The 23,831-nt window shown below is 41.8% G+C and carries 17 protein-coding genes; 7 read left to right on the top strand and 10 right to left on the bottom strand.

Going from position 1 to position 23,831, the window contains the following annotated elements:
- The first annotated feature begins 43 nt into the window (after window positions 1-43).
- Together C2M32_RS09805 and C2M32_RS09800 are read left to right on the top strand one after the other, a co-directional pair.
- The gene (locus tag C2M32_RS09805) at window positions 44-2,149 is read left to right on the top strand and encodes a hypothetical protein (RefSeq protein WP_105168264.1); all 2,106 of its coding nucleotides are present in this window, start codon (window positions 44-46) and stop codon (window positions 2,147-2,149) included.
- A gap of 220 nt (window positions 2,150-2,369) precedes the next feature.
- Entirely contained in the window at window positions 2,370-3,647 is a 1,278-nt protein-coding gene (locus tag C2M32_RS09800) for a hypothetical protein (protein ID WP_105168263.1), read from the top strand.
- 91 nt (window positions 3,648-3,738) lie between these two features.
- On the opposite strand, the gene C2M32_RS09795 is transcribed toward C2M32_RS09800, so the two are convergent.
- The 3 genes from C2M32_RS09795 to C2M32_RS09785 form a co-directional block, all read right to left on the bottom strand.
- The gene (locus tag C2M32_RS09795; RefSeq protein ID WP_105168262.1) at window positions 3,739-6,900 is read right to left on the bottom strand and encodes a TonB-dependent receptor; all 3,162 of its coding nucleotides are present in this window, start codon (window positions 6,898-6,900) and stop codon (window positions 3,739-3,741) included.
- Between the two features lie 334 nt (window positions 6,901-7,234).
- Window positions 7,235-7,759: a GNAT family N-acetyltransferase gene (locus C2M32_RS09790; protein ID WP_105168261.1), complete on the bottom strand. Its 525-nt coding sequence runs from the start codon at window positions 7,757-7,759 to the stop codon at window positions 7,235-7,237.
- A gap of 3 nt (window positions 7,760-7,762) precedes the next feature.
- A complete protein-coding gene (locus tag C2M32_RS09785) occupies window positions 7,763-8,152 on the bottom strand; it encodes a hypothetical protein (protein WP_105168260.1) in 390 nt (129 codons plus the stop codon).
- Between the two features lie 138 nt (window positions 8,153-8,290).
- Between C2M32_RS09785 and C2M32_RS09780 the strand changes: the two genes are divergently transcribed.
- Window positions 8,291-9,097 carry an AraC family transcriptional regulator gene (locus C2M32_RS09780; protein WP_105168259.1) on the top strand — a complete coding sequence of 269 codons (807 nt, stop codon included), beginning with the start codon at window positions 8,291-8,293 and terminating at the stop codon, window positions 9,095-9,097.
- Between the two features lie 61 nt (window positions 9,098-9,158).
- On the opposite strand, the gene C2M32_RS09775 is transcribed toward C2M32_RS09780, so the two are convergent.
- Window positions 9,159-11,315, bottom strand: a complete 2,157-nt coding sequence (locus tag C2M32_RS09775; protein WP_234401272.1) for an ATP-binding protein — start codon at window positions 11,313-11,315, stop codon at window positions 9,159-9,161.
- Window positions 11,316-11,581: 266 nt separating this feature from the next.
- Here C2M32_RS09775 and C2M32_RS09770 point away from each other — a divergent pair, with 266 nt between their 5' ends.
- Entirely contained in the window at window positions 11,582-12,910 is a 1,329-nt protein-coding gene (locus C2M32_RS09770) for a dicarboxylate/amino acid:cation symporter (RefSeq protein WP_105168257.1), read from the top strand.
- Here C2M32_RS09770 and C2M32_RS09765 read toward each other — a convergent pair whose 3' ends face one another.
- Together C2M32_RS09765 and C2M32_RS09760 are read right to left on the bottom strand one after the other, a co-directional pair.
- On the bottom strand, window positions 12,911-13,633 hold the full coding sequence (locus C2M32_RS09765; RefSeq protein ID WP_105168256.1) for an NAD(P)-binding oxidoreductase: 723 nt from the start codon (window positions 13,631-13,633) through the stop codon (window positions 12,911-12,913). It abuts the gene before it with no gap.
- Window positions 13,634-13,653: 20 nt separating this feature from the next.
- The gene (locus tag C2M32_RS09760) at window positions 13,654-15,696 is read right to left on the bottom strand and encodes a winged helix-turn-helix domain-containing protein (RefSeq protein ID WP_105168255.1); all 2,043 of its coding nucleotides are present in this window, start codon (window positions 15,694-15,696) and stop codon (window positions 13,654-13,656) included.
- Window positions 15,697-15,971: 275 nt separating this feature from the next.
- Between C2M32_RS09760 and C2M32_RS09755 the strand changes: the two genes are divergently transcribed.
- Both C2M32_RS09755 and C2M32_RS09750 read left to right on the top strand, forming a co-directional pair.
- Complete coding sequence (locus tag C2M32_RS09755; RefSeq protein ID WP_105168254.1) at window positions 15,972-16,697, top strand: substrate-binding periplasmic protein; 726 nt, start codon at window positions 15,972-15,974, stop codon at window positions 16,695-16,697.
- 276 nt (window positions 16,698-16,973) lie between these two features.
- Window positions 16,974-17,558, top strand: a complete 585-nt coding sequence (locus C2M32_RS09750) for a hypothetical protein (RefSeq protein WP_105168253.1) — start codon at window positions 16,974-16,976, stop codon at window positions 17,556-17,558.
- Window positions 17,559-17,572: 14 nt separating this feature from the next.
- Here the strand turns inward: C2M32_RS09750 and C2M32_RS09745 are convergent, their stop codons facing one another.
- From C2M32_RS09745 to C2M32_RS09730, 4 genes are all read right to left on the bottom strand, one after another.
- Complete coding sequence (locus C2M32_RS09745) at window positions 17,573-18,196, bottom strand: LysE family translocator (RefSeq protein WP_105168252.1); 624 nt, start codon at window positions 18,194-18,196, stop codon at window positions 17,573-17,575.
- A gap of 151 nt (window positions 18,197-18,347) precedes the next feature.
- Window positions 18,348-19,922 (bottom strand): cryptochrome/photolyase family protein, encoded by a 1,575-nt coding sequence (locus tag C2M32_RS09740; protein WP_105168251.1) that lies wholly within the window; start codon window positions 19,920-19,922, stop codon window positions 18,348-18,350.
- Window positions 19,915-20,073 carry a DUF2256 domain-containing protein gene (locus C2M32_RS09735; protein ID WP_105168250.1) on the bottom strand — a complete coding sequence of 53 codons (159 nt, stop codon included), beginning with the start codon at window positions 20,071-20,073 and terminating at the stop codon, window positions 19,915-19,917. The genes C2M32_RS09740 and C2M32_RS09735 overlap by 8 nt, the downstream gene beginning before the upstream one ends.
- The gene (locus C2M32_RS09730; protein ID WP_105168249.1) at window positions 20,070-21,428 is read right to left on the bottom strand and encodes a DASH family cryptochrome; all 1,359 of its coding nucleotides are present in this window, start codon (window positions 21,426-21,428) and stop codon (window positions 20,070-20,072) included. The genes C2M32_RS09735 and C2M32_RS09730 overlap by 4 nt, the downstream gene beginning before the upstream one ends.
- Window positions 21,429-21,679: 251 nt before the next feature.
- Between C2M32_RS09730 and C2M32_RS09725 the strand changes: the two genes are divergently transcribed.
- Complete coding sequence (locus C2M32_RS09725) at window positions 21,680-23,830, top strand: carbohydrate binding family 9 domain-containing protein (protein WP_105168248.1); 2,151 nt, start codon at window positions 21,680-21,682, stop codon at window positions 23,828-23,830.
- The last annotated feature ends 1 nt before the right edge of the window (window position 23,831 follow it).

Genomic DNA, 23,831 nt, shown 5'->3' with positions numbered 1-23,831 from the left:
TATTTTATACAATATACTTTAACCATAATAATGAGAAGATAAAATGCGAATAATATTGTTAATCTGTACTCTGGTACTCACTGGATGCGCACATACTAATTCCCACGAGCAAAGCAACAAAGTCGATATTAATCTAGATAACTTGCAGGTCGATATTTCCGTCACCGGCCGTACTAGTACTCTTAATCATATTGATATCGCGTTTCTTGGTAAAACGGTGCCACGAACATACAGCGAAGGAAAAATTGGTAATAGTCGAGGCTACAATTGGTGGGCAAGTAAGCATTTTGCGTTAAAAAGTGACTTACCAGAGGAAAAGGTCAAACTGTACTTAGAGCTGTTGGAAATGTCCTACCCCCATTATGTTGAGCTGTTTTCCATGGCACCTAAAAATATCGATAAACAACGCATTGCTGTGGTGTATGGCAGCTCACGAATGCGTGTGCAAGAAGCCATGTTAGACGATGGCTTTCTGCGCGGTATCCACGAAAATGCGGGGGGTGAAACCATGTTCTACAACCGAGCTGGCTACAACTTTCCAAGCCACCGTGAGCACCATCAACGATATATCGTGATCCATGAAACCATGCATGCATTTCACATGGCCCTAAATGGTCATTCCACTTGGGCACCAAATTGGATCACTGAGGGACTGGCAGACTCAATAGCAAGCCATGTTTACGACCCTGAGAAAAAACAGCTTACTGTGATGGTCTTTGACCGAGCACCAATGAACTACATCACAACCGGACTTGAACAATATCAACAAGGTAACGCCCCTACCATCGAACAAATTAATGATGATCCGGCATTAAAACGCGGCCTCAACTTTTTCATCATTCATTTTCTAATGAACGACCCGATACGCCAACTGCAATTCAAACGCTACCTAACAGAGCTCATGCGGCTCAACCCACATTCAGACCAAACGTTACCAGTTGCCAATAAGCTCCTAAAAGCCGTATTTAGTGATTGGCAAAAGCTAGAGCGAGAATTTGCACAGTTTGTTGCTAACATCAAACCTACTTTTAATATTGTATCTGGCCCTTGGGAACAAAATGGTAATGCCTACTGGTTGCGCAGTGACAACTCTCAGACACGGCATCAGCTAGACATTTTTCCTAGTTCACAAGTAAACCACCCAATCATGGATTTTCCAAAGCCAACTCTGCCCGTTGCTTTACAAGATAAAGACTGGGACTTAGCGGCAAAGATTGACTTTGAATCTTCACAGCTTAACCGAGGAGAAATAGGCTTATCACTATATGATAATGCCTCACGCGCGTCCCTTACGTTAGTAGATGGCAACAGACTAACGCTGCGCTTTGATGATACAACTCAACAGGCGCAAACTCTGGCACTTACCCCACAGTTACGTGAGGATATATTTGCAGGCTCTTCGCTATCCCTTGCTCTACAACAGCATGCCAATCAATTGCGAGTGCAACTTAAGACTCGAACCAAAACACAGGCAATGATTTTTACCCTCCCTGCTAACTTTACTGTTAACCGTAACAAACTTAGCCTATTAGGTCTGGGAATGAATCACAAGCTCACGCCTTATATGCAAGCGCATACCTTTGAGCTCCCCGTGTTGCAAGCCAACAACGCCAACCCATGGTATTTCAATGCTGCTGATGAGTTGCTCGCTTTGGTAAATCAATGTGCGCGACATCAAAAAATTATCAATGATTGTCAAGCGCAACTAGAGGAAGTTGTGCCACAGCTAAAAAACCGAGAACAGCATCCTCAACTAGTACAAAACATACAAGGTCTATCCGCATCTTGGCGTAAACAGTTTCCAGATGACGCTAAAATTACCGCCAATACCGCAATGCAAAACGAGTCACAGCGTTTTGATGGCGTTTATATGCATGTTAGCCAAGACGATACCCTAACAATCAATATCACCGGCCCTTATTCTGGTAGCACACACGGTACGCTGGACGTGTCTTTTTATTCATTTCAAGATTCGACACACAGCCAGCAACTGTGGTCAGAGAAAATAGAAATTGCGCCATATGAAGCTAAATTATGGCAGCCGAACATTCAAGAAATGACTAATTTAAAACAGGGATTATTAATAATAAGCGCTGTTATGGATGTAGATGGAGAGCCAATTAAGCTACAAAAATCACTTGTTCTATAACGTATCTATAATGTTGAATCTACGCGATGTGGATTCAACACTCCCCTTGCACTTCCATCAAAGTTGAGTCAGTTTATATGGGGTGTAAAAATCTTGACTAGCTTTAGGTTTAACACCAGTTAATATAACTCTGGATGAGTATTAACACTACAATTGCAACAATATGATATTAAAAAGCTTATGAAATTTGCTTTTCACACCTATTTTAAAAAGGATATTTATGAAACTAAAATTCGCTCTGTTAGCGCTCGCTACCAGTACTTCTACACTCGCAGCAAATATTGAAGTTAACGACAGTGGTTACCAGTCAAGCTCCTTTTGTTTAAACAATCAACTGTATAATGGCGTTCCAAAATACTGTGGAGCCACTGGGACATACAGTTATAAGCACATTCCCGTTGCTGTCGAAAAAAACAACACCCACTTTGAAGTTTATTCAGCAAATGAAGGCGGTAATTTAGTTACCTATATCATTAAGAACTACAATACTCGCGTAAAAGTTCATACTGAAGAAAACTGGGATGACCCGCACACGAATGCCGTTGTAGACATTGATCGTAACGGCTATGTTTACGTACAGTTATCTTCTCGCGGGCTAGCTCACAAGTTCCGTAGTGGGCACCTATATAAATCAACAACGCCCTACGGTACTGACTTTGTAAAACTTAAAGGTACCCCTTCTCACGGCAGTTTAAATCAATCATATCCGCAACTCCACCTAGACAATACGTCTAAAAGACTCGCAATATTTTCACGTTATGAATACGTTGGTCAAAAGTCTGTTCGTACTCTTTGGGTAGATAATAACGGCTCTGAAATTAAACTAGCACAGGGCGGACACTATGCCGTAAGTGACACCAATGATGATGGCGCACTATATGTAGCCTATAACTATCACCCGGGCTACAACTTAGATAGACGTGCAAATATTCACGTTATCAAATCCTACACTTGGAACCCATCCGTTTGGTATAACATTAAGGGTGAAAAACTGACCTTGCCACTGGCTGAAAATGACCCTCGCACATTGGTATATGACTCCGAAGCCAAAGGCACCTACATCTACATGAAAGATATTGTTGTTGAAGAAAGTGGCACCGGTGGTGGTGTGCATGTACTGTTTACAGAGAGTAGTTCTTATGACCCAACACAAGGAAGAAGATTTACCAAGGATCTTGATATCCAAAGACATGACAATATAAAACTATCGTCCATCACAGAGGTAAATCACAACTACTCCGCTGCAACTTATATCACTGACAGATTCGGTTGGGCGATAAGAGGCGTATTAGTTAATGGCAATAATACAAAGCCCTATTTTGGTGGTGATATTAACTACTACTCTCGTACTAATGGCGCTTGGAAATACGATAGCACAGTTAGCGGCGACTACGCGTACATTAGAAAAGTTAGAGGCGCAAACTATAAAGCGGTCGCATCAAAAGGCAGCGTAGACATTCCAAATGATAACACCCAAGTAAGAATAGAAATCAAATAAAGCTTATGCTGTGGAGATATCACCAACTATCCACAACACATAGAAAAAAAAGCCCTACGTTTCAAGTAGGGCTTTTATTGTCAGAGCATTGTTATCTTTTTGATTTAGAACTCATAACGAACTGTAAGCTGAGCACTACGTGGCGCTTGGTATTCTTCAACCAAACGATAGTTTGGATTATCGACTCCTTGTTCCAGCTCCGCTTGATCGTAGTAAGATGTAGGAGATGCCAAGTTGAAGACATTAAATATCGTTGCCGAGATAAATAAATCTCCGCCAGCCACTTGGGATTGTAGCTTGCGCTTAAATCAAGATTGTAAATCCATTTGCTGTGACCATGAGAACCACGAGGTGAAGGCTCACCATTGTAATAGAAGTCAGTACCGCGTATGTCAGTACAATCTGTTACCGCATTTGGGTTAAACTGGGTTTTGTCAGCATCAAGCCACATGGGTTCTGAACATGCGCCCACGCCCTGTGGATGATAACCAAACTTATTGATTGGACGACCTTGTTGAGCCTGCGCATTGAAGCCAATTGCAAATTCATCATTGATCTCGTAAGAGCCAAATACTTTAATTTTGTGCGGAATATCGTTTGATGTCGGGCCATAGCTATGATCTGTAAGCTCTGGTGCATCATAAGAACCAGACCAACCTGGGTCTGCTTGTGAGTGCGCACCACTAACCAATCCTTCAGTTGTCCCTTCATTTTTCGACCATGTATATGACGCGTTAATGGTAAAGCCGTCTGAGATTTGACCTTTAGCAGTGAACTCCAAGGCGTGGTACTTACGTTCAGCCTTTGGAAGACCAAGATAGTCAGCATCCCATTGCACATATTCATCATCGCCAACCACACCGTCTTGGTTTTTATCGTACGCAAGTTTAATCGGGTTACCCGGATTGATAACCAGTGCCAACCAGTTCACATTGGTGTTTAAACCTAATTCTTGTAGTACAGCCAACTGTTCTGGGTTTTCGCGACCCCACTTTTCAACCAAGGCAAAGCGTAAGTTGGTATCCTCGATTGACGATTTAAGATCACGATAGATATAACGCGCGCCAAGCACCCAATCATCATTAAGCTCATGCTGAATACCCAACACAAACTCATCGCTGTACATAGGCTCTAAGTCTTTGTCTACGTAGGTTGAAACTGGCTGTGCTAACTCACCATCGCTCGCGACTTCAACAGCAAACAGCTCTCCAATTCGATTCGGCGTGTTGTTTTCTTCGTTAAATGTACCGTCAAACAAACCATAACCTGTGATATTCACTTCAGGCAGTGTCATACGTGCACTCGTGTTTGGCGAGATTGGCATGTAATAGCGGCCATAGTTTGCAAATAGCTTAGTCGCGCCATCTGCGAACAAGTCATAGTTAATACCCAACCTTGGTGCCCATTGATTTTCCATGGAAACATATTCTTCATTTGTTCCCGTGAAAGCATCAAAGGCACTGTTACGAACACCAAGGTTAAGGGTCAGTTGGTCGGTCACTTCCCAAGTATCTTCTAGATAGATCGAACGGTAATTTTGCTCAGTGCTACCACTTTTTTTGTATTGCTTGGTCCAAAAATACGCATCCCCAACTTCTAGCGGCGACGGCTGATAGGGGATCCCCTGACGATTGGCCTGAAGCTCAATAATTTGATTAATATTCTCTATGCGTGATTCCGTAGCAACATAAATATCATAGCGCCAGCCATCACCTGAATACTCTGACAAATCGGTTGTCTCGACTTTTTCATGACTGTAGCCGAATGAAATTGTGTGGTCACCAACCACCCAGTCAAAATCTATTCTTGCTTGAGTGCGTTTATCTTCACTTATCGCGCCCTTTGACCAACCTTGCCAGTCGCCTCTGCGCTCCCAACTACCGCTTCGGTTGTCCCATACTCGACTTAGGTGCGCAACAGGGTTAGCCTCTAGCGTATCTTGCTTAGTCACACCGTATACCGCTGAAACACTCAGTTCATCGGTGATATACCCGTTATAGTTAGCGGTGAATACTGACCCACCCCATTCACTTTTCGTAGGTTCACCAAACTCACCTGATTGATAAGATTGCTGTCGCCCTATAGGACTGAAATGATAGTCGGCGTGATATTCGTTACGCTCCCACTCATTATTCATCGCTGTAAATGAAATACTATGATCTTCAGTGACATACCAATCCACATTGGCTAGCCAGAAATCGGCTTCATCTACTCGTTGGGTCAGTGTGGTTTTATCCGCATAACGTTTAGTGACTTTTTGCGGATTATATAGCGCGTAGAAGAACAATGTATCTTCGATAATTGGACCACTGGCCCAGATGTTATAGCGGGAGTCTTTGACGGAATCTTCACCATTGTATGTTTTTATTGCATACGGGTAGCCTGTAACATTCCCTTCATCGTCAGTTTCAGGGTGTCCTGTATCATACCCCCAAATGTCGGGGCTACGGCTACGTAAAAAGTTGCCTGGCTGATAGTCAAACTTTGCGCCAAATTTAAATTCATTGTCACCAGATTTAGTCACAACATCGGTCACACCACCAATAAAATTACCATATTCAGCAGGGACACCACCGGTTACTACGTTTGTTTGAGCGATTGCTTCCCACGGAAATTCAAGGTAGCCCAAACCTTTACGAATATCAGTAATATTTAAACCATTAAGAAAGTAACCATTTTCAGCAACGGAAGCACCACTGAAAGATACACCGCGACCATAGTCTTGGTCAGGGTCAGCTGCCAATGATGCTGCTGGTGAAAGTAGCGCGATAGAAGACAAATCTTGTGCGACAGGCAATCTATCCAGTTCAGACGCAGTGAATGTCATTTGCGCCGTTGAACTTTGCATATCAATGTTGCGAATAGCTGTACCACTTACTTGAATGGTTTCTATATCACTGCTGAACATTGATACGTCAAACGATGCAGTATTGCCCGCAACTATCTCCAACTCAGATTCAGAAACACTATGGTAGCCATCTTTTGTAAAGGTGACTGTATAAGTACCAATTGGTAAGCCTTTTAGGTCGAATTCACCTCTGTCATTTGTGGACGTTGTTTTAACAAAGCCTTTTGTATTGTGCTTTAGCGTTAACTGTACGTTTGCCAAAGTCTGACCACTTTGCACTAGCACACTTCCCTCAATACTACCTGTAGTTTTACCTTGAGCGATGGCGACTGGTGAGCTTAAACAGCCTGCTACCGCTGCGGCAATTAAACTTCTTTGCCACATTCTGTTGGTGTTTTTGTTCATTTGGGTTCCCCTTGAACTTTTATTGTTATTAAAACTCACCGCTATAGTAACGCCTCAATAGATATAAATTCAATATATTGTATACAATATATTTGTAGTTTTTTTATTAATAACTTCAAAACAACGGAAAGATCTCTTCAGTTACTCGGACACCTATACCCATAACTGATTGAAAGTTAACTATTTCATAATGAGAATAAAAGTATAAGAATGCTTGAGAGAACCAAATAAAGACGGGCTTGACCTATCATGGTGAATATCAAACCAAGGTCAGTTTTTTATAATTTGCAATAAATATCAGGCCATTGTTGTTTTCAACAATGGCCTGATCATGTTAATTCTCAAGCGAGAGTACATAATGGCGTGTGTCTAAGTCTTGATGCTCACTGTTGGCTAACTCAAAACCTGACTTGGTTAACACTTTGATGGAGCTGATATTATCCTTGCTAACTCCTGCCCAAAGCGTTTTTACGGTGGCTTGTTCTTTGTAGCAAGCAACTAAAGTTTGCAACGCTTCGCTTGCATAGCCCTTACCCCAATGTTCTTTCGCAATAACATAGCCAATATACGCTTCCTCGCCCTGCTCGTGCACCACAGCTACACCTAATAACTCACTAGTTGTTCGATGAACTACCATGTAAATCTGCGCTTCAAGCAATTGCGTACGCAACCATCTATGTGCATCTGCAAGCGTATTGATGTTCTGCCAGCTTTGCGGTAACGCAACACATGTTTGTGGCTGCAATACCTGTTGGATTTTTTGCGCCACGGCATCTGGATGTTCATCATATTGCGGTCGCGCCAGCGTAAGAATCAGCCTTGAAGATTTAACTTCGCCATTAACGTTCGATATTGCCATAACCTACTCTTCACTTGTTACACTACGAAATGCTTGTGTCATCTCATACCCTTTTATCGCGGGTCCTGCGAGAGCATTGATAGTTAAACTACCCAACATAATTAACAATGCAGTTGCCAAAGAGTCTAGCAGCCAAGCAATTGGTACTGACATAACATCTAAATATAAAGGCATATCTTTGAGACTTTCTAGGGTATACACACCGGTCAATCCATGAAGCAACAAAGCTACCCAAAAACCAAAACAATATGGACAACGCCATGCATCGTAGAGGTATCTTAGTGGTTTTGGCAAACGCTCAACTATCCTATTGAACCAATTTCCCCAGTCCGGTAATTTTTCCCAAATCAAGATATGTAGTGATAGGCCTATTATAGCTAAAGTTATGTTCATATATTCTCCAAGTCTATCAATTGTCAACCCGAATAATCGGCTTATTGTTTCATTTTCTAATTATCACTTGGAAATATGAGCTTTTGGAGAGCGTATAATTAGCTATAATCGGCTTATTATTCTTTTTGATGCTTTTTTATGGATTCGGATCATATCATGAGTGTCGGCCATGAGTTTCATGACCACATTGGCTACGAAGCACATGGCTCACAAACTCAGTATATTCTCTGTTTACTTGTTGGCGGTTCTTTGACCATGCAACATAAAGAGCCGATAACGCTCCAAGAAAATATGTTCACGTTGGTGCCCGCAGGTATCCCCCACAGTTTAGTTGACGGTGAAAACCTAGAAATCAGATGGGTGAGTTTTTGCCCAACTTGCTTAGGGATGAATGAACAAGACCCATTAATGACACCGTTTAGGCAAGTAAGATTGGGCGCAATACCTGCTCTAGAGCTTTGTAAAACCCGAGTCTCTTGGACTATCTCATTGTTTACACAGTTACAGCGTATGATGACAAATTATCAACCAAGTAATGCCGTGGTACTTAAAAGCCTGTTAAATTTGCTGTTATATGAAGTACAGCAAGCCAACCAACTACCGCTTTTAAAGCAGGTTCGTTCAAATAAAGTGACTGCTGCCTTGGACTATATTCAGCTTAATTATATGCACAGTATTTCACTCAAAGACGTTGCTAAGGCCGTTCATACTAGCCCGTCCTATCTCGCAACAAAGGTCAAAGCGCAAACAAACTATTCTGTTGGCCAGTGGATCATAAAAACCCGTCTCACACAGGCATGTGCAAAATTACTGCATACAGACAAGGCCATCAATACGATTGTTTACGAGCTTGGCTGGGGCGACACAACGCATTTCATTCGTCAATTCAAGAAAACCTACGGCGTAACACCTGCTTCATGGCGTAAACAACAGCGCAGTGAATAGTCACTAAGAGTACTGCTATTCTGTCACTAATCAATCGATAAACACCAATTAATATAAGCGCTTATTCGCACATATCGAGCAATATTGTAAATTCTACCCCGCCTAACTGAGCGTGCTGAGCCGTGATGTTGCCGCCATGCGCCAGCACGATTTGACGGCAAATTGCGAGCCCAAGTCCAGACCCTCCCAAATCTTTGCTTCTTGAAGCTTCTGACCGATATAAGCGCTCAAATATTTTATCCAGCTCCTCGCTGTTCAAACCAGGCTCTGAGTCTGATACACATAGTTTGACCTGTTGCTCCATTTCTAGTATTTCCAACGAAACCTGTGTTGTGCCATTCTCATACGTGTAATTGAGGCTGTTATTTAATAAGTTAATGATGATCTGCTTGAATCGCTCTGGATCGACATGACAAATAACGGCTTGTGAAGGGCGCTGAACCAATAAATTCTGAGGTTTCTCTTTAAAGCGCTTATCAAAGTCACTCACTACATCATCAAGTAATTCAACTAAATCACAATCTGACTTTTGTAGCTGCATCACGTTGTTGTCATACTGCGCGGAGCGATATATATCGCCAATAAGGTTATCTAACTGAGCTATTTTTCCATGCACTCTTGCATATGCTTTATCTTTATCTGGCTCAATATTGTATTCCAACAGTTCTACAGAGAGTTTTAGCGCAGCCAGTGGTGTGCGTAATTCATGCGATACATCCGCGAGCAATTGGTTTTTATCTTCCAAATTTGCCGCCAGCATTCTGGTCATTAAATTCGCCATTCGCTGTTTTGCCATTTGCCTAAAGTAGATCATCAATAGCAAACCTATCAATAACAGCATGGCTAAGATCACTACTTTTCTTTGCAACTCTAAATTATCAAGTTTTGCCTTTTGTAATGCTCGCTCTTTTTCCATTATATCCAGAGCTTGCTCTTGACGCACCACTTCGACGTTTTGCTTTAAGCGCTCAGTTTGCTGTTCTTCCAAATGGGCGTATAGCTTTTGTTGCACTTCAACAAACTTTTTAAGTGACAGGTAAGCTTGTTCTATCTCTTGAGACTCTTCGTATAGTTGAGTGTTTATTTCATGCAGTCTTTGCTGATATAGCAATCCTGTATTGGGCATAGATAACAGCAGTTCAATTTGCTGTCTTATCGCTTGTTTGTCTTTTTTGGCTATCGCAATATCCAGCAATGCCATACGTACAGTATGTTCGGTTCTTTTCGCTTTTGCTTCTAAAGCAAGTGTCAGCGCTTCTGTTGCAACGTCCCACGCCTTATCTAGCTGTTTTTCGGCCAAGTACACGCGAGCCATATTACTAAGCTGCCAACTAGTATCACTGGGCGCATCCATTTTTCTGGTTATTTCAAGACCCTTAGTGATGTTTAACTTGGCAAGTGCTAGTTCGTTCATCGCCAGATATACTTGGCCAAGTTTACCGTGACTGTTTGCAATGTGATAGGGATTCCCCAAAGATTGATCAACCAGCAGTGCCTGCTTAAAATGTAATAACGCTGAGTCGTACTGGCCTAAATCGCGATAGATTTCTCCAATGTTGTATAATGAGTCTGATAGACCTTGTTGGTTGTTGTTTTCACGACGAATATTCAATGACAGCTCATGATGCTTTAGCGCCAGTTCCACTTCTCCCATGTAATCATAGATCACACCAATTTGGTTGTGATCACGGGCTTGTTTTGCAAGATCCCCATGACTCAACTCAACAGACTTCTTTGAGTACTCTAGCGCCTTAGCGTATTTGGCCTGACTTCTGAAACTCATGCTTATCAGTGACAGTAAATCAGCTGTTAATAGATCATCTGAGATATTGTTTTGCTCAACAAGTGCTAAGCCTTCGCTCGCATAATTGAATACTTTTTCAGCGTCATTATGGCGTTCAGATAACATGGCCAGTAATAAAAGCGCTCTAGTGCGATACAAGGGGAACTGCTCAGCACTATGCAGCTGGTAAAGTTGCTCAGCGATGTTTTCAGCAGTGGTGAAGTCTCCAAGACTGATTTGGGCGTGTGCTTCAACCTCTTTTAGGATAAACCATGCTTCGCGGTTATTTTGCGGGGTATACGACTCTTTTTTAGCTATCTCAAGCGCCTGTTCAAGTGCAAGTTTAGGGTCGTTATCGAGTTGTATGAATAGTTGTTTTTCGACCTCTTGCCAATCATGTGAAGACCCAAACGCAGGGCTTACAAGCAAAGACAAAAAAAGGTAGCAGCTAAAAAGGCTTGTAAATTTCAACACAGATAATCTTTCGGCTTTCATACAACTTAGCTGTATAGTTTAAACCAAAATCGGTAATAAAAAACCCATATCTAGATTACAAACTATTACATGCGGAAAATAAAGTCTAACGTGCGCATAGAGCCTCTGTTAAGTTTTGTTTCAGATCAATTAGTAAGCCATTAATTTAGCGCTAACTTTACGTTTGAGCTAAGATCCCTAAAACATTTTTAATACGATAACAAAACATGCGTGGCCTCCCTTTATTTTTTCAACCCCTCGTTGAGCTGACCGCACAGTTTGACCGATTCATAACCGGTCGATTATGGCTGAAGGTACTGATTGCATTGTTTCTAGGGGTACTTTGTGGAATTGTGCTTGGCCCAGATTTGCATTGGGTTTCGAGTGATAATGTAAAAATAATCACAGCATGGCTTGCACTACCGGGTCAGCTATTTTTAGCTATCATACAAATGATAGTGGTTCCTTTGGTACTCGCGTCCGTCGTCAGAGGTCTTGCAGCAAACAACAACCCACTGGCCCTCAAACAAAATGGCATCATTGCCATCATTTTCATTTTTATTTCTACCGCCATCGCAGCCTCTATTGGGATTATGCTTGCGTTATACATTGAGCCGGGAAACTACATTGATGCAGGCTCCTTAATCGATGCCGAAGTAGCGCCACTCACCAGTACTGCTGTATCAGGATTCCCTGGCTTGTCAGAGCTTCCTGACAAAGTATCTGCACTGATCCCCAAAAATCCACTGGCATCGATGGCTTCTGGTGAGATGCTACAAGTTATTTTATTTGCCGCTGTATTGGGCGCAGCATTGCTGTCTATCCCAGCCACGCAATCTAAGCCTTTGTTTGATTTGCTTGGAGCACTTCAAGAAGTGAGTCTGAGAATCGTTTCTTGGGCAATGCTATTAGCGCCCTTGGCGGTATTTGGGCTTATCACCAAACTGGTAGCAAACTTAGGTATCGACGTACTCGCTGGCATGATGATTTACGTAGTGACGGTGATATCAGGCATTTTTCTGATCGCGCTTTTGTATTTCCTCGTCGCTAAACTAACTTGGCAAGGTCGGATCAGTACTTTTATAACCCATGTCAGAGAGCTTATGCTGTTAGCCTTCTCGACAAGTAGTTCAGCCGCAGTCATGCCACTTACCTTAGATGTAACAGAGAACAAACTTGGCATAAAAGCCGATATAGCGCGGTTTTTAGTGCCTCTTGGAGCAACTATCAATATGACAGGCACAGCCATGTATCAAGGTATTGCCACCGTATTTCTTGCGCAGGTGTTTAATGTTGATTTAAGCCTTACCAATTATTTGTTCATCGTAACGATGTCCGTTGCAGCATCCGTTGGGTCTCCTGCTACACCTGGCGCAGGAATAATTATTCTGAGTATGGTACTTGAAGGTGTCGGTATTCCTGCATCTGGCGTGGCGCTTATTCTCGGCGTAGATAGGATCCTTGATATGTGCCGTACTGCGGTCAATGTGCTTGGAGACGTAGTCACTTGTACTACCGTACAGTTTATTAAACAACGTAACGTGATGAAAACATGACTAGCCGTTATAGATCACCGGCATTTTTCCCTGCCATTGACGCCACAGCGCGTCTTCTGTCACCAATCTCATCATAAAGTTGGCCACATTGATACGACTTGTTCTACCTGCATCAAACACCACGTTACTTGTTGGAGAATGCTCCAAATAGTAGGTAGATACTTCTTGCTCATCTATTAGTGAATCTGGGCGCACACTGACCCATTGTATACATGGGTGATCTTTACCGATATTAACGCGAAGATGATCCGCAGCTAGTTCATTGTCACTTTGCGGCGGTAACAGTAACCTCAGCACCGCAACAACAATTCTTTGAGATAGTGGAATATATTCTTGAATATCTAAGTTACTCACCCCTGTGGTGTTCATCAGAATAACTTTTGTTTTTATACCTCTGTCTAGTGAACAAATAGCAACCGTCACTTTCTTAATAGCATCCGCTACCAACTTGTGCGGTGCACCATATATTCCCTTAAAACTTAAGTTATGGCCAAGACAAGAAATAACCGTATGGCACTGGCTTATATATTTAGCAAGCTGTGCTGAACTCACTTGTGAGATCTCTGCTTTTATTTCTAGGTAGTGCTCATGATCTCCGTATAAACTTTGTAATGAACTCAAAGGTCTAACAATAGCGATGACCTGAACATTTTTCGCAAGCAGCTGTGCCACTACAAGCTTTCCTGTCGCACCACTTGCGCCAATTACTAGCACTTTTCCCATGACTCTCCCTTCTTAAAGTTTCATCGCGCTAAGGTCCGATACACTTCGCTTCGGTAATGGGCTTTACCGGCGTAGAGCACAACGCCGTCGTCTACATCAAACCCCAAATAAGCATTGAGTGGCTGCTTTGATAATAATTGCAGTGAATCAGTAATTTTATAGGTGGTCAGCGTCTCACCATATTTACTCACCACATACAGCACATCATTTTCTATCAAGAGCTGTGAAAAGTCGGGAATATCCCCTATGACTGGCAAATTCTCCGTTGATGGTGACGAGAATAAAATATCGGGTGATGCTTTATATAATTTATTCTGTTTGTCGACGTAATAATGATTGGCTGGGTTTAATTGGTCAGCTAGTACAATGACAATCCCCTCTCCAAGCTGAGCTACTTTCTGTAACTCACTGTTGTATATTATGACTTGTTTAGAGTTTCTATGCTTGAGCGTGACTGAAAACAAGGTGTTGCTTAGCCAATGTTGCTTATACACATAGCCATCAATAAAAATGTCTTTAGGCTTTGCATGCTCGCTCGTTGGCACAATCCACAGGCGGTGCTTTTCTCGAAGCAACAAAAATTCATCATCGTTGGACAAACTCATTGATTCAATTTGAACGTTATGAGCAAGCTCGCTCACCAATTGTGCCGTCTGATCAGGTGCCTGAAAATATATCTGACTAACACCTGCACGATTAGATAAAAAGTAGTGACCCTCGCGCATGTGAGCAAATAACGGCGACCTGTCTATCACGCTACTATTATCAAGAGCATAGTTAGGCGATAGCCACTTCAGATCAATGTTTTTATCACTACTTGTGAACACATAGTCTTGATTGTTCGGATGACGGACGATGGCACAACACAGCCTTTCATTGACATTACCAAGTAATGTCGCCTCGTCACTATCTAAAGCTTGGTACAAAAGGCGGCTATTTGGCGCAGGGCTTACAAACACCAAACCTTCGCCACTGTGGTCCCATATTACTCGCTCTAATATACTGTTAAACTCTTTTTCTTTTCTTACTTGTTGGCTTGTGGGATCGTATACAAACGCAGCCGTTTTACCGTCAAATGAATGGGCATTGAGCAGAATTCGTTCGTCGTGAGGGTGTAAATCAATAGAAACAATACGCCATTGCTTGTCTAGTTCAATCTTGACTCGCTCTAATTGTTGTTCTGAGTTAGTAATATAAAGCTGATTATTATGTTCATGCATTTTCGGATGTGCCAGCACAAATAAACCATCACCCTCTTTATTCAACATGCTTTGGTGCACTGTTAAGTCGCCACATAGCGCTAACGTTGTTACATCTTCGCCAAAGCGTTTTGTTTGCGGGTCGAACTCAGCACTATACCAGCCACATTCACTCTCGTATCCAAAATATACTAATCTGCCATTTCGGTAAGCGACTAGTTGATCAATAAAGTGTCCCTGAGATTCAACCTGAACGGGAAGAATTCTAGAATTTGCGACACCATGACTTAGCCAAAGCTCGCGCTCTCGAAGCGTCACATTGATAAATAATAAGCTCTCGCTATCATCTAGAAATATGGGAGTAAGCTTTGAGCCATGAAACCTAGTAAGCGTGGAAGTATCACCATACTTTTTACTTCTAGCATCTGTATCCAAAAGAAAACTCAGCACAGCAAACACAATTATAATACCGAGCAATAGCCAAATGAGCGAAGAAACACGCAAACTTTGCTGTCGTGGATTAACTACCGGGGAGGGATCACTTGTATGCGCAACAACAGAAACCGGGGCAACGAATCTATATCCAGACTTGGTAACTGTTTGTATATATTTAGGTTCTTTGGCGTCGTCTCCTAGCGCTTTTCTCAGATTTGCTACGAGTTTATTTATCGCATTGTCGGTGACGATCACCCCCTGCCAAATATGCTCCTGTAGTTCATCACGGTTAATCACGCGTTGAGGGTTTTGTATAAAAAAAACAAGTAATGCTTGTTGCCTTGGGTCAAGTACAACCTCTTGCTCGTTATGCTTTAACTGAGATAAGGCTAAATTAAACTGAAATTCACCAAATTCTATGACTGACATCTATCTTCTTATAGTTCTTTATTGCGCGCCCTAGCATACTAGGTTTTTAAAATATTAATGCAAATGTAAATATGTATTAAATTGTGAATTGCACATTATTTCAAGCCAAATTTGTAAGGTCACCTTATCGTTGTGCTGTCATTTAACCTCACTTTATGAATGAAGTTTTATCCTTTTTATTAGCCCAAGTCGGTAAATTAGATGTGTAACATTAAAACTCTTATAGCACTTGCGCTATAATTCGCACAATTGCATTATTTAAAATTTAAACCTTCATGAAGTATGCCGTTCTATTACTTTTGTACCTTGCTTTCAATTGCTCAGCTCAGGAGTATCGCTTTGCATCAATAAATTATCTGATTGAGCAAGAAGTTGGTCGCATCGTTATTAAAGAAGTATATCAACAACTCGGTATTAAAATAGCGATTACTCCACTGCCCGGCAAACGCGCCCAACACGAAGCCGCCACAGGAATAAACGATGGTGAAATTATGCGCATCCACAGTTATGGTGATGAAACCCCCTCCACAACGCGTGTACCCACCCCCTACTATCACTTAGAAACCATGGTATTTACCAGAAAGAACAGTGGCATTGTAATCAATAAAGCGAGTGACTTGCGTAATTATCAGGTTGTTAGAGTACGAGGGGTTAAGCATACTCAAAACGTGACTCAAGGCATGACAAACGTCACCGATACTGACAATACAGCGCAAATGTTCAAGTTAGTTGACGCTGGGTTGGCAGACATTGCTCTGACCAATAAAATGGATGGTCTTATTGTATTGAAAAATTTGGGTATTACGACCGTTGAGGCACATCCACATAGCTTAGATAAACAAGCACTCTATCACTACATCCGCAAAGAGCACGTTAAGCTGATCCAAAAAGTTGATAATAAGCTCAAACAACTAAAACAAAGTGGCGAACTGGATAAGCTTATACGGCGTGCCGAGCAAGAAGTTTTCATGAGAAAAACGCACTTCACTGAGCAGCAATAGGCTGATTCATTGAACGTTTATGCACCCCAATGCAAACTCCACTATTTAGCGCACATGTATTATTGCCAATTCCAGCTTAATTTTAGGCTAAATATTAAACAGGAAACGCCGATAACACTATAAGCGCCTAAGATTTAATGAGTAATTTCTACATTTAGTTGTCTGTAATAGGCTGTAATCGCCAATTATTGTGAATGGTCGTACACTCAAATTGTGAGCTATAAGCGGTACAAAGTATGCATATTTTACGACAACACTTTTTAGCGGACCAACACAATGAAGCTTTCAAAGGAAGAAACTAAATTTATTTATCAAGTGTTACGAGAAGAAAGTAAGCCACACTTTGATGTATGCCTTGAAGATCAGCATGCATCACAGTTAAAACTGTGGCTTCACACTTTACGCCAAGCTTCAGATATTCAGCTGGTTGCTAAAGTGAATTCCGAAGTGGTCTACTTCCCAGCGCATTTACATACTTCTGAAGCAGGCTTGCCTAGTTTTTCATGTGATTTACCAAATATTTTCGCTGCAGAGTCAACTAATCGCCATTGGATAACTGAACGACTGACGGGTATTGTGCTTAAAACCGATGCTGTAAACCTCCCTTTTAGTGTTTTATCTCTCTCTCTTTCTGGGCTAGTGATCCGCACCCACCCATTTATAGCAAGCACGCTTTACGAGGCATTAACTCAAGATCAGGTCACCCTCCACCTGCCCAATAACAGACGAGCGCAGTTTGAAGTAGAGGTTGCTAAAATAGTTAACGACACCGCAGTGTCGTTAGAAATAATGGATATTCATGAAGGCTTACAAGAGCTAAAACAAGTTATCTTTGAGTTATATAGTGCAAGTTTAGCCTAGCTAACCATCTTATTTTAAGAAAACTGCGTAACGACAACTCTGAGCGCTAATAACAAAAATACAATACCCAATGCTTTATCAATAAAGCGCTGTTTTGATACCAAGTCGAATCTTTGTTTAGCCTTCGCCATCGCCACTGAAACAAAAAAGTACCAAATAGTATCTATCACTAATACCGTTGCGCACATTATAACTGCAGAGTAAAAGGTCAATTTTTCTGGGTCTATAAATTGAGAAAATAAGGCTAAAAAGAATATTGCCAGTTTGGGATTCAAAAAAGCTATGGCAAACCCATCTTGTGCCGCTTGACGCAAATTATCTTGGCTAACCGATTGTTGAACGTTAATTCCAGAGGAAGTACTGGTTAGAATTTTAATCCCCATATATGCTAGATAAATCGCCCCACCAATGACCAATGTTTGGAATAACAATGGGTAATGGGTTATTAGTCCGGCTAGACCTAGCAAAGATAGAACCGCATATAAACCTACGCCCATACCATGAGACACACTTGCCACGATGCCATGTAACGCGCTGTTATGTAATGAATGGCGCATGACAACAGCTAAACTTGGACCGGGTGACATTGCGCCCAAAATACAGATCGTGGCCAAACTGAGCCAAGTAGACAATTCCATAGTAATCCCTGAGTCAAAAATCACATGTTAAGTGATCTTGAACTGGAAATCAGCTTTTTACGCCAAGAAAATAGTATTCAGCTTAGCCAATGATATTTACGTACTGTAAAGCCCCTTTACACTCTGCGAGATAGACTACAAGGGGTATCATTTAGAGATTTTCAATATTTAACAAATAATGTTCAGCCTGAGCGATAATTTCCTCTCGCTGTGAATCGGATTTTTTCAACCAGTTTGCATATACCATCTTATTTCTTGGGTTATTTGCGAAAGCTGGTTGGTTTTTATCCATAAATCGCCAATAGAGCGAGTTAAGTGGACATGCGTTTTCCCCTGTAGTTTCACTCACCTGATAGTGGCACTGTGAGCAGTAATCAGACATTTTTTTTACATAGTTACCACTGGCAGCATAGGCCTTAGAAGCTACAATACCACCATCTGCAAATTGACTCATACCACGGGTATTTGGCATCTCTACCCACTCAATCGCATCTATGTAAATTCCCAAGTACCATTCATCTACCATGCTTGGGTCTATGCCTGCCAACAAACAGAAGTTTCCAGTTATCATTAAGCGCTGAATGTGATGGGCATAAGCATCTTCTAACGATTGGGAGATCACATGTTGCAAGCAATTCATCTGTGTATTCGCGGTCCAAAAAAACTCCGGTAATGTGCGATTTGCTGACAAGCTATTTAACTTCGAGTACTGGGGCATATTCACCCAATAAATTCCCCTAATAAACTCGCGCCAACCAATGATCTGTCTAACGAACCCTTCAATTTGTGACAAGGAAATTGTGTTTTTGTGCTGCTGGTAATATGCCAACGCCGTATTTACAACATAGGCAGGGCTTATCATTTTGGCGTTCAGTGCAAAAGACAAACGAGAGTGAAACAGACTCCACTGACGTTTATCTATGGCATTATCCAACGTACATGTCATTGCGTCCTGATATTCACCAAATAGCGGCAGACAGTGTTCACAAAAAAATGCCATAAGTTGCTTTGCTTGGGCTCTTGTCACAGGCCAAATAATTGAATCTTGTGTCTCCCCGATGGTTTTAATTGAATGCCTTTTTAGCCTCTCGAGTATCTCACTGACATCGTTTTCAAATAGCAAAGGTGCAGGCACTGTGTTGAAATCCTTCGGTTTTAACTTGTTTCTATTGTTTGAATCAAAGTTCCAACGTCCACCCTCAGGCTCACCATCATTCATAAGTATGTTGAATTGCTTTCGCATCCGACGGTAGAAAGCCTCCATGCGGTGGTGGTGACCCGCTTTGAATTCTTTTTTTAGTGCGTTTTCATCGAGATAAAAGTGCTCCGTTTCAAAGCAAGTGCAGTTTAACTGTAGGTTTTGGGCAAACTGAGCAAGCTGTTGCCTTAAGCGATATTCGTCGGGGAGTTGATACTCAAAATGGCTCGCCGCGTATTTGGCTATCAAATTGCTGAGCAAATCAGTTAGCGAAGCAAATGGTTTGGTATCGTCTAAGGTTAAATGAAGCACATGATGGCCCGCTTGGTCCAACGCTTGTGCAAAGTGATGCATGGCGCTGAAAAAAGCACAGACCTTTTGAATGTGATGGCGAACATAAGCGGTTTCTTGATGCAGCTCAGCTATAACATAAAGCACTCCCTCGTCCTTTTCCCTAAACCACGCGTGTTGAGGGTTAAGCTGATCGCCAAGGATGAGCCTGATACACCTGTACGAGGTTTTATTCATTATCAGTGACCTCTGTCTTAATAAACTTATTTCTGGCGCAGCGCTTTGAGCAGTATTTCACCCTCTCCCAATCTCTTTGCCACTTCTTTCGCCATGTAAACGGCCGTTGACAACACGCACACACTTTAACTGGCAACTGGGATTTGTTCATTCGCAGAATGGCCAATCGGATGGGTCAACACAGTCATAAGCAAATTCGTTGTTGCTATGGCCGCGCCATTTTTTAACGAATTGACCCTCAGCATCATATAATTGTGCTTGTTTAGGGATATTGAAATGACGCCCGCCACGAGGGTCTACACCCACCCCAGCGATGTATTGCCAATTCCCCCAATTTGAAGCAACATCATAGTCAATCAACTGCTGTTGGAAATAAGCCGCGCCATAACGCCAATCAACACTTAACTCGTTAACTAAACAACTGGCAACGATTTGCCGCCCCCTATTAGACATGTAGCCAGTTTCATTGAGTTGGTGCATACAAGCGTTGACTAATGGAAAAGCGGTTTCTCCAGCACACCAAGCAGCAAAACGATTAGCATAAAAGCTTGTCATGGGCTTGTTGCGCCCGTCTCCCTTAAACAAAAAAAACGATGTGCCTTTAAACTTAAGTAGCCATTGAAAGTATTCACGCCACAGCAGTTCAAATTTCAGCCAATATGTCGACTCATTTTTTACCTTCGTGCGTTCATATTCCTCAATTCTATGCCAAACTTGACGCGGCGAAAGGTTTCCAATTGCAAGATAAGCGCTCAATTTCGTAGAGCTGTAAAAACCGTCCAGATTGTTTCTTGTTTCTTTGTATTTGGATGGTGCATAGGAGTTGAAATAGTCATTGAGGTGATTATTTGCGCAGTGCTCGCCACCTATCATATAGCCCAAACCAACCATATCGAATGGGACTATTTCAGCGTTTACCTCAGATAGAAGACCGTCAAATCCCCTGCTCAATGCCGGTAAAAAACTATCAATGCCTTTCAAGTCAGTTTGGGGAATAAATACATTTTCGACTGAGATGGCCAGCGACTGCTTTTCTACATAGTTTCTAAATGTAGAAAATGACTTCATAGGTAAATCATGCTCACTAACCTGACTATTGTCGAATAACGTCGTCTGGCTAAAATGTTCGACAGTTAAGGTACTGTTACACTGACAGATACGAGCGATAGCACGCTGTTCATACACACCAAACTGTTGTGCTAACACTAAAGTCCCTACATTGTGAGTTTTAATGTATTGACCAATTTGTTCACTGGGCTCACCCACCAATAACTGCAAATGATGGCCCATCTCACTTAGCTGCTCATTCAGGTCTATCAAAGATTCACAAATAAAGCGCCAACGGTGTTTTCCCACCGTCATGTGGTGATAATTTTTTTGCGCGAACCATACAGGGTTAATCACATAAACAAATGCAACTTGTTCGTGTGTCTGTGCAGCCCATTTAACACCTTCATTGTCTTGTAATCGGAGATCCTGCGTAAACCAATACAGTGCCCTGTTCATATGATGATTTTGCTCCTTCAGCTAGCTTCTTACATAAACAATGACTCAATACGTGCTTGCTACCCATAAAGTTCACTATTCGACATATTTCTGATTGTCTCAAAAACTAAAACAAAGTTTGTATTTCATAGAGTTACTGACAATCACTTGTTGTTGTCACCTTTTTGTCACCTGATTTCCTGCCTTTATCATGCCTTTCTATGTGTTTACCAAGAAGATAGCCGACAAGTTTTTCTTGCAGGATATTAATAATGAAATATGCAAACTACATTTGTTTGGCAGTCGCTTTTCCAAGTCTATGGGTGAATGCTGAACAAACTTATCAACGAACGCCTTTAGCTATCACTAAAATCACACAAGCACCAACCATAGACGGCCATATTGAGGAACATGAATGGCAAGGAGCCAACCTCATTGAGCAGTTTGTTGAATTTCGTCCCAACCTTGGTGATAAACCCCTTTACCCCATTAAGGCCAGAATTGCTTATGATGATGCGTTTTTTTATGTTGCGGCCGAAATATTTCAACCACAAAACACCATCATAGACAGGGTACTTACTCAGGGCGAAACAATATGGAACGAAGACTATTTTGGGATCAGCCTAGATACAAATTTTGATAAGCGCGATGCATACCTTTTTCATGTAACCCCCTCTGGTGTGCGCGAAGATGGATTGATTGACGGAACTGGGTATATAGGTGAATGGAGTACAATTTGGTATGCCAAAACACAGCGCACTGATAATGGCTGGAGTGTAGAAATGGCAATCCCAGTGCAATCGATCTCGTTTGACCCGAATAAGCAGGATTGGGGCTTGCAACTGAGGCATAAACTTTCACAACCAAATAAACACATCTATTGGAACCTTAACGACCCAGAAAACGATGGCTGGACCGCGCCACAGGTGGGTAAAATAACCAATATCAACGGGCTTAATCAAGGTAAAGGCATCGAGTTAAAAGGCGGGCTCAGTTACAAAGAAAATCAAGAAGCAAGTAAGTGGACCCCATCTGCTGATGCTTTTTACAAGTTTACGCCAAACATCACCGGCGTACTGACTTTGAATACAGACTTTTCAGGCACTGATGTGGACGAAGTTAATATTAATATGACTCGATTTAGTGAGTTCTTTTCTGAAAAAAGGGACTTTTTTCTTCAAGATACACAGGTATTTAGCTTCGGCGGATTTAGTAATAACGACTATAATGGTATGCCTTTTTATTCTCGCCGCATTGGTCAAGGGCAACACAGTGGTGTATTGGATATAAACTGGGGCAGCAAACTGACGGGTAAAGTGCATAACACCAGCTTTGGTTTATTAAGCGTAAACCAGCAACAAGATGGCGCCAAAGATGACAACACTCAACTTACCGTCGCACGAGTTAAACAGCAGATTAATGACAATCATCAAATTGGCGTTATCGTAACAGACGGCAGCAGTGATGATGAAAAAAACAGTGGTCTTTACGGGGTTGATTATCGGTTTGCATCCGAATTCTTAGCGGAGCAACAAATACAAGCGCATGCTTGGTATCAGGAAACACAGAAAAAGAACGGCATGGAAGACACGAAAGCATATGGCGCTCAGTTATATCTACCCAATGACACCATAAACATTAAAGCTAAGTATCGCTATTTAGGTGACGACTTTAATCCCGATTTAGGCTTTGTTAACCGCAATGGGATCAACTACTATGAGCTAGAAACACGGTTCCGAGAGCGCCCTAAAACAGGGCTTCTCAGCGACTACCTCACTCTTTATCAGTTTGTTTATTTGTACTATCAGCGTAACGACACAGACAATAACTGGCTGAGTAAAGAATACGTTATTAGACCTTTTCATTGGTTAACAACAAGCAATGCCAGTGGTTATGTACAATACGAATCACGTAAAGAGCGGTTAAAAAGCCAATATGCCATGGGTAGAAACATCAAGTTCGACGCACAAGACTATGATTTTGATCAGTGGTCCATATTTTATGAAACCCCCTCGGATCAAATGATTTCAGGCTACATTAAACTTACCTCGGGTCAGTTCTTTGATAGTGACAGAAAGCAAATTTTGGGCGAGGTATTTTTCAAGCCGAATAAACATATTATGCTATCGCTGAGTCGTAGAAATCACTACTACGAACGAGACGGTATCAAAGACAATATGTACAGCACCCGTTTTAAGGCAAATATCGCATTCAACCAAGATTGGTCATGGAACACCATGATTCAACATAATACTCGCTCTGACAGGTTGTCCGTTTTTAGCCGATTACGTTATCAAACTGCGCCAGATGAGTTATACCAACTCAGTATCAATAAGGGTTACGATTTAGAAGACGGCTGGCATAGCAGAGAGACCGACTTTGATGAGAAAACCATTAAGCTTAATTATACCCATCGTTGGTAAA

It is taken from the genome of Pseudoalteromonas sp. T1lg23B (assembly GCF_002964665.1).
Lineage (GTDB): Bacteria > Pseudomonadota > Gammaproteobacteria > Enterobacterales > Alteromonadaceae > Pseudoalteromonas.
The sequence above is the reverse complement of the archived record's forward strand: the minus strand, read 5'-3'. Positions and strand labels throughout refer to the sequence as shown.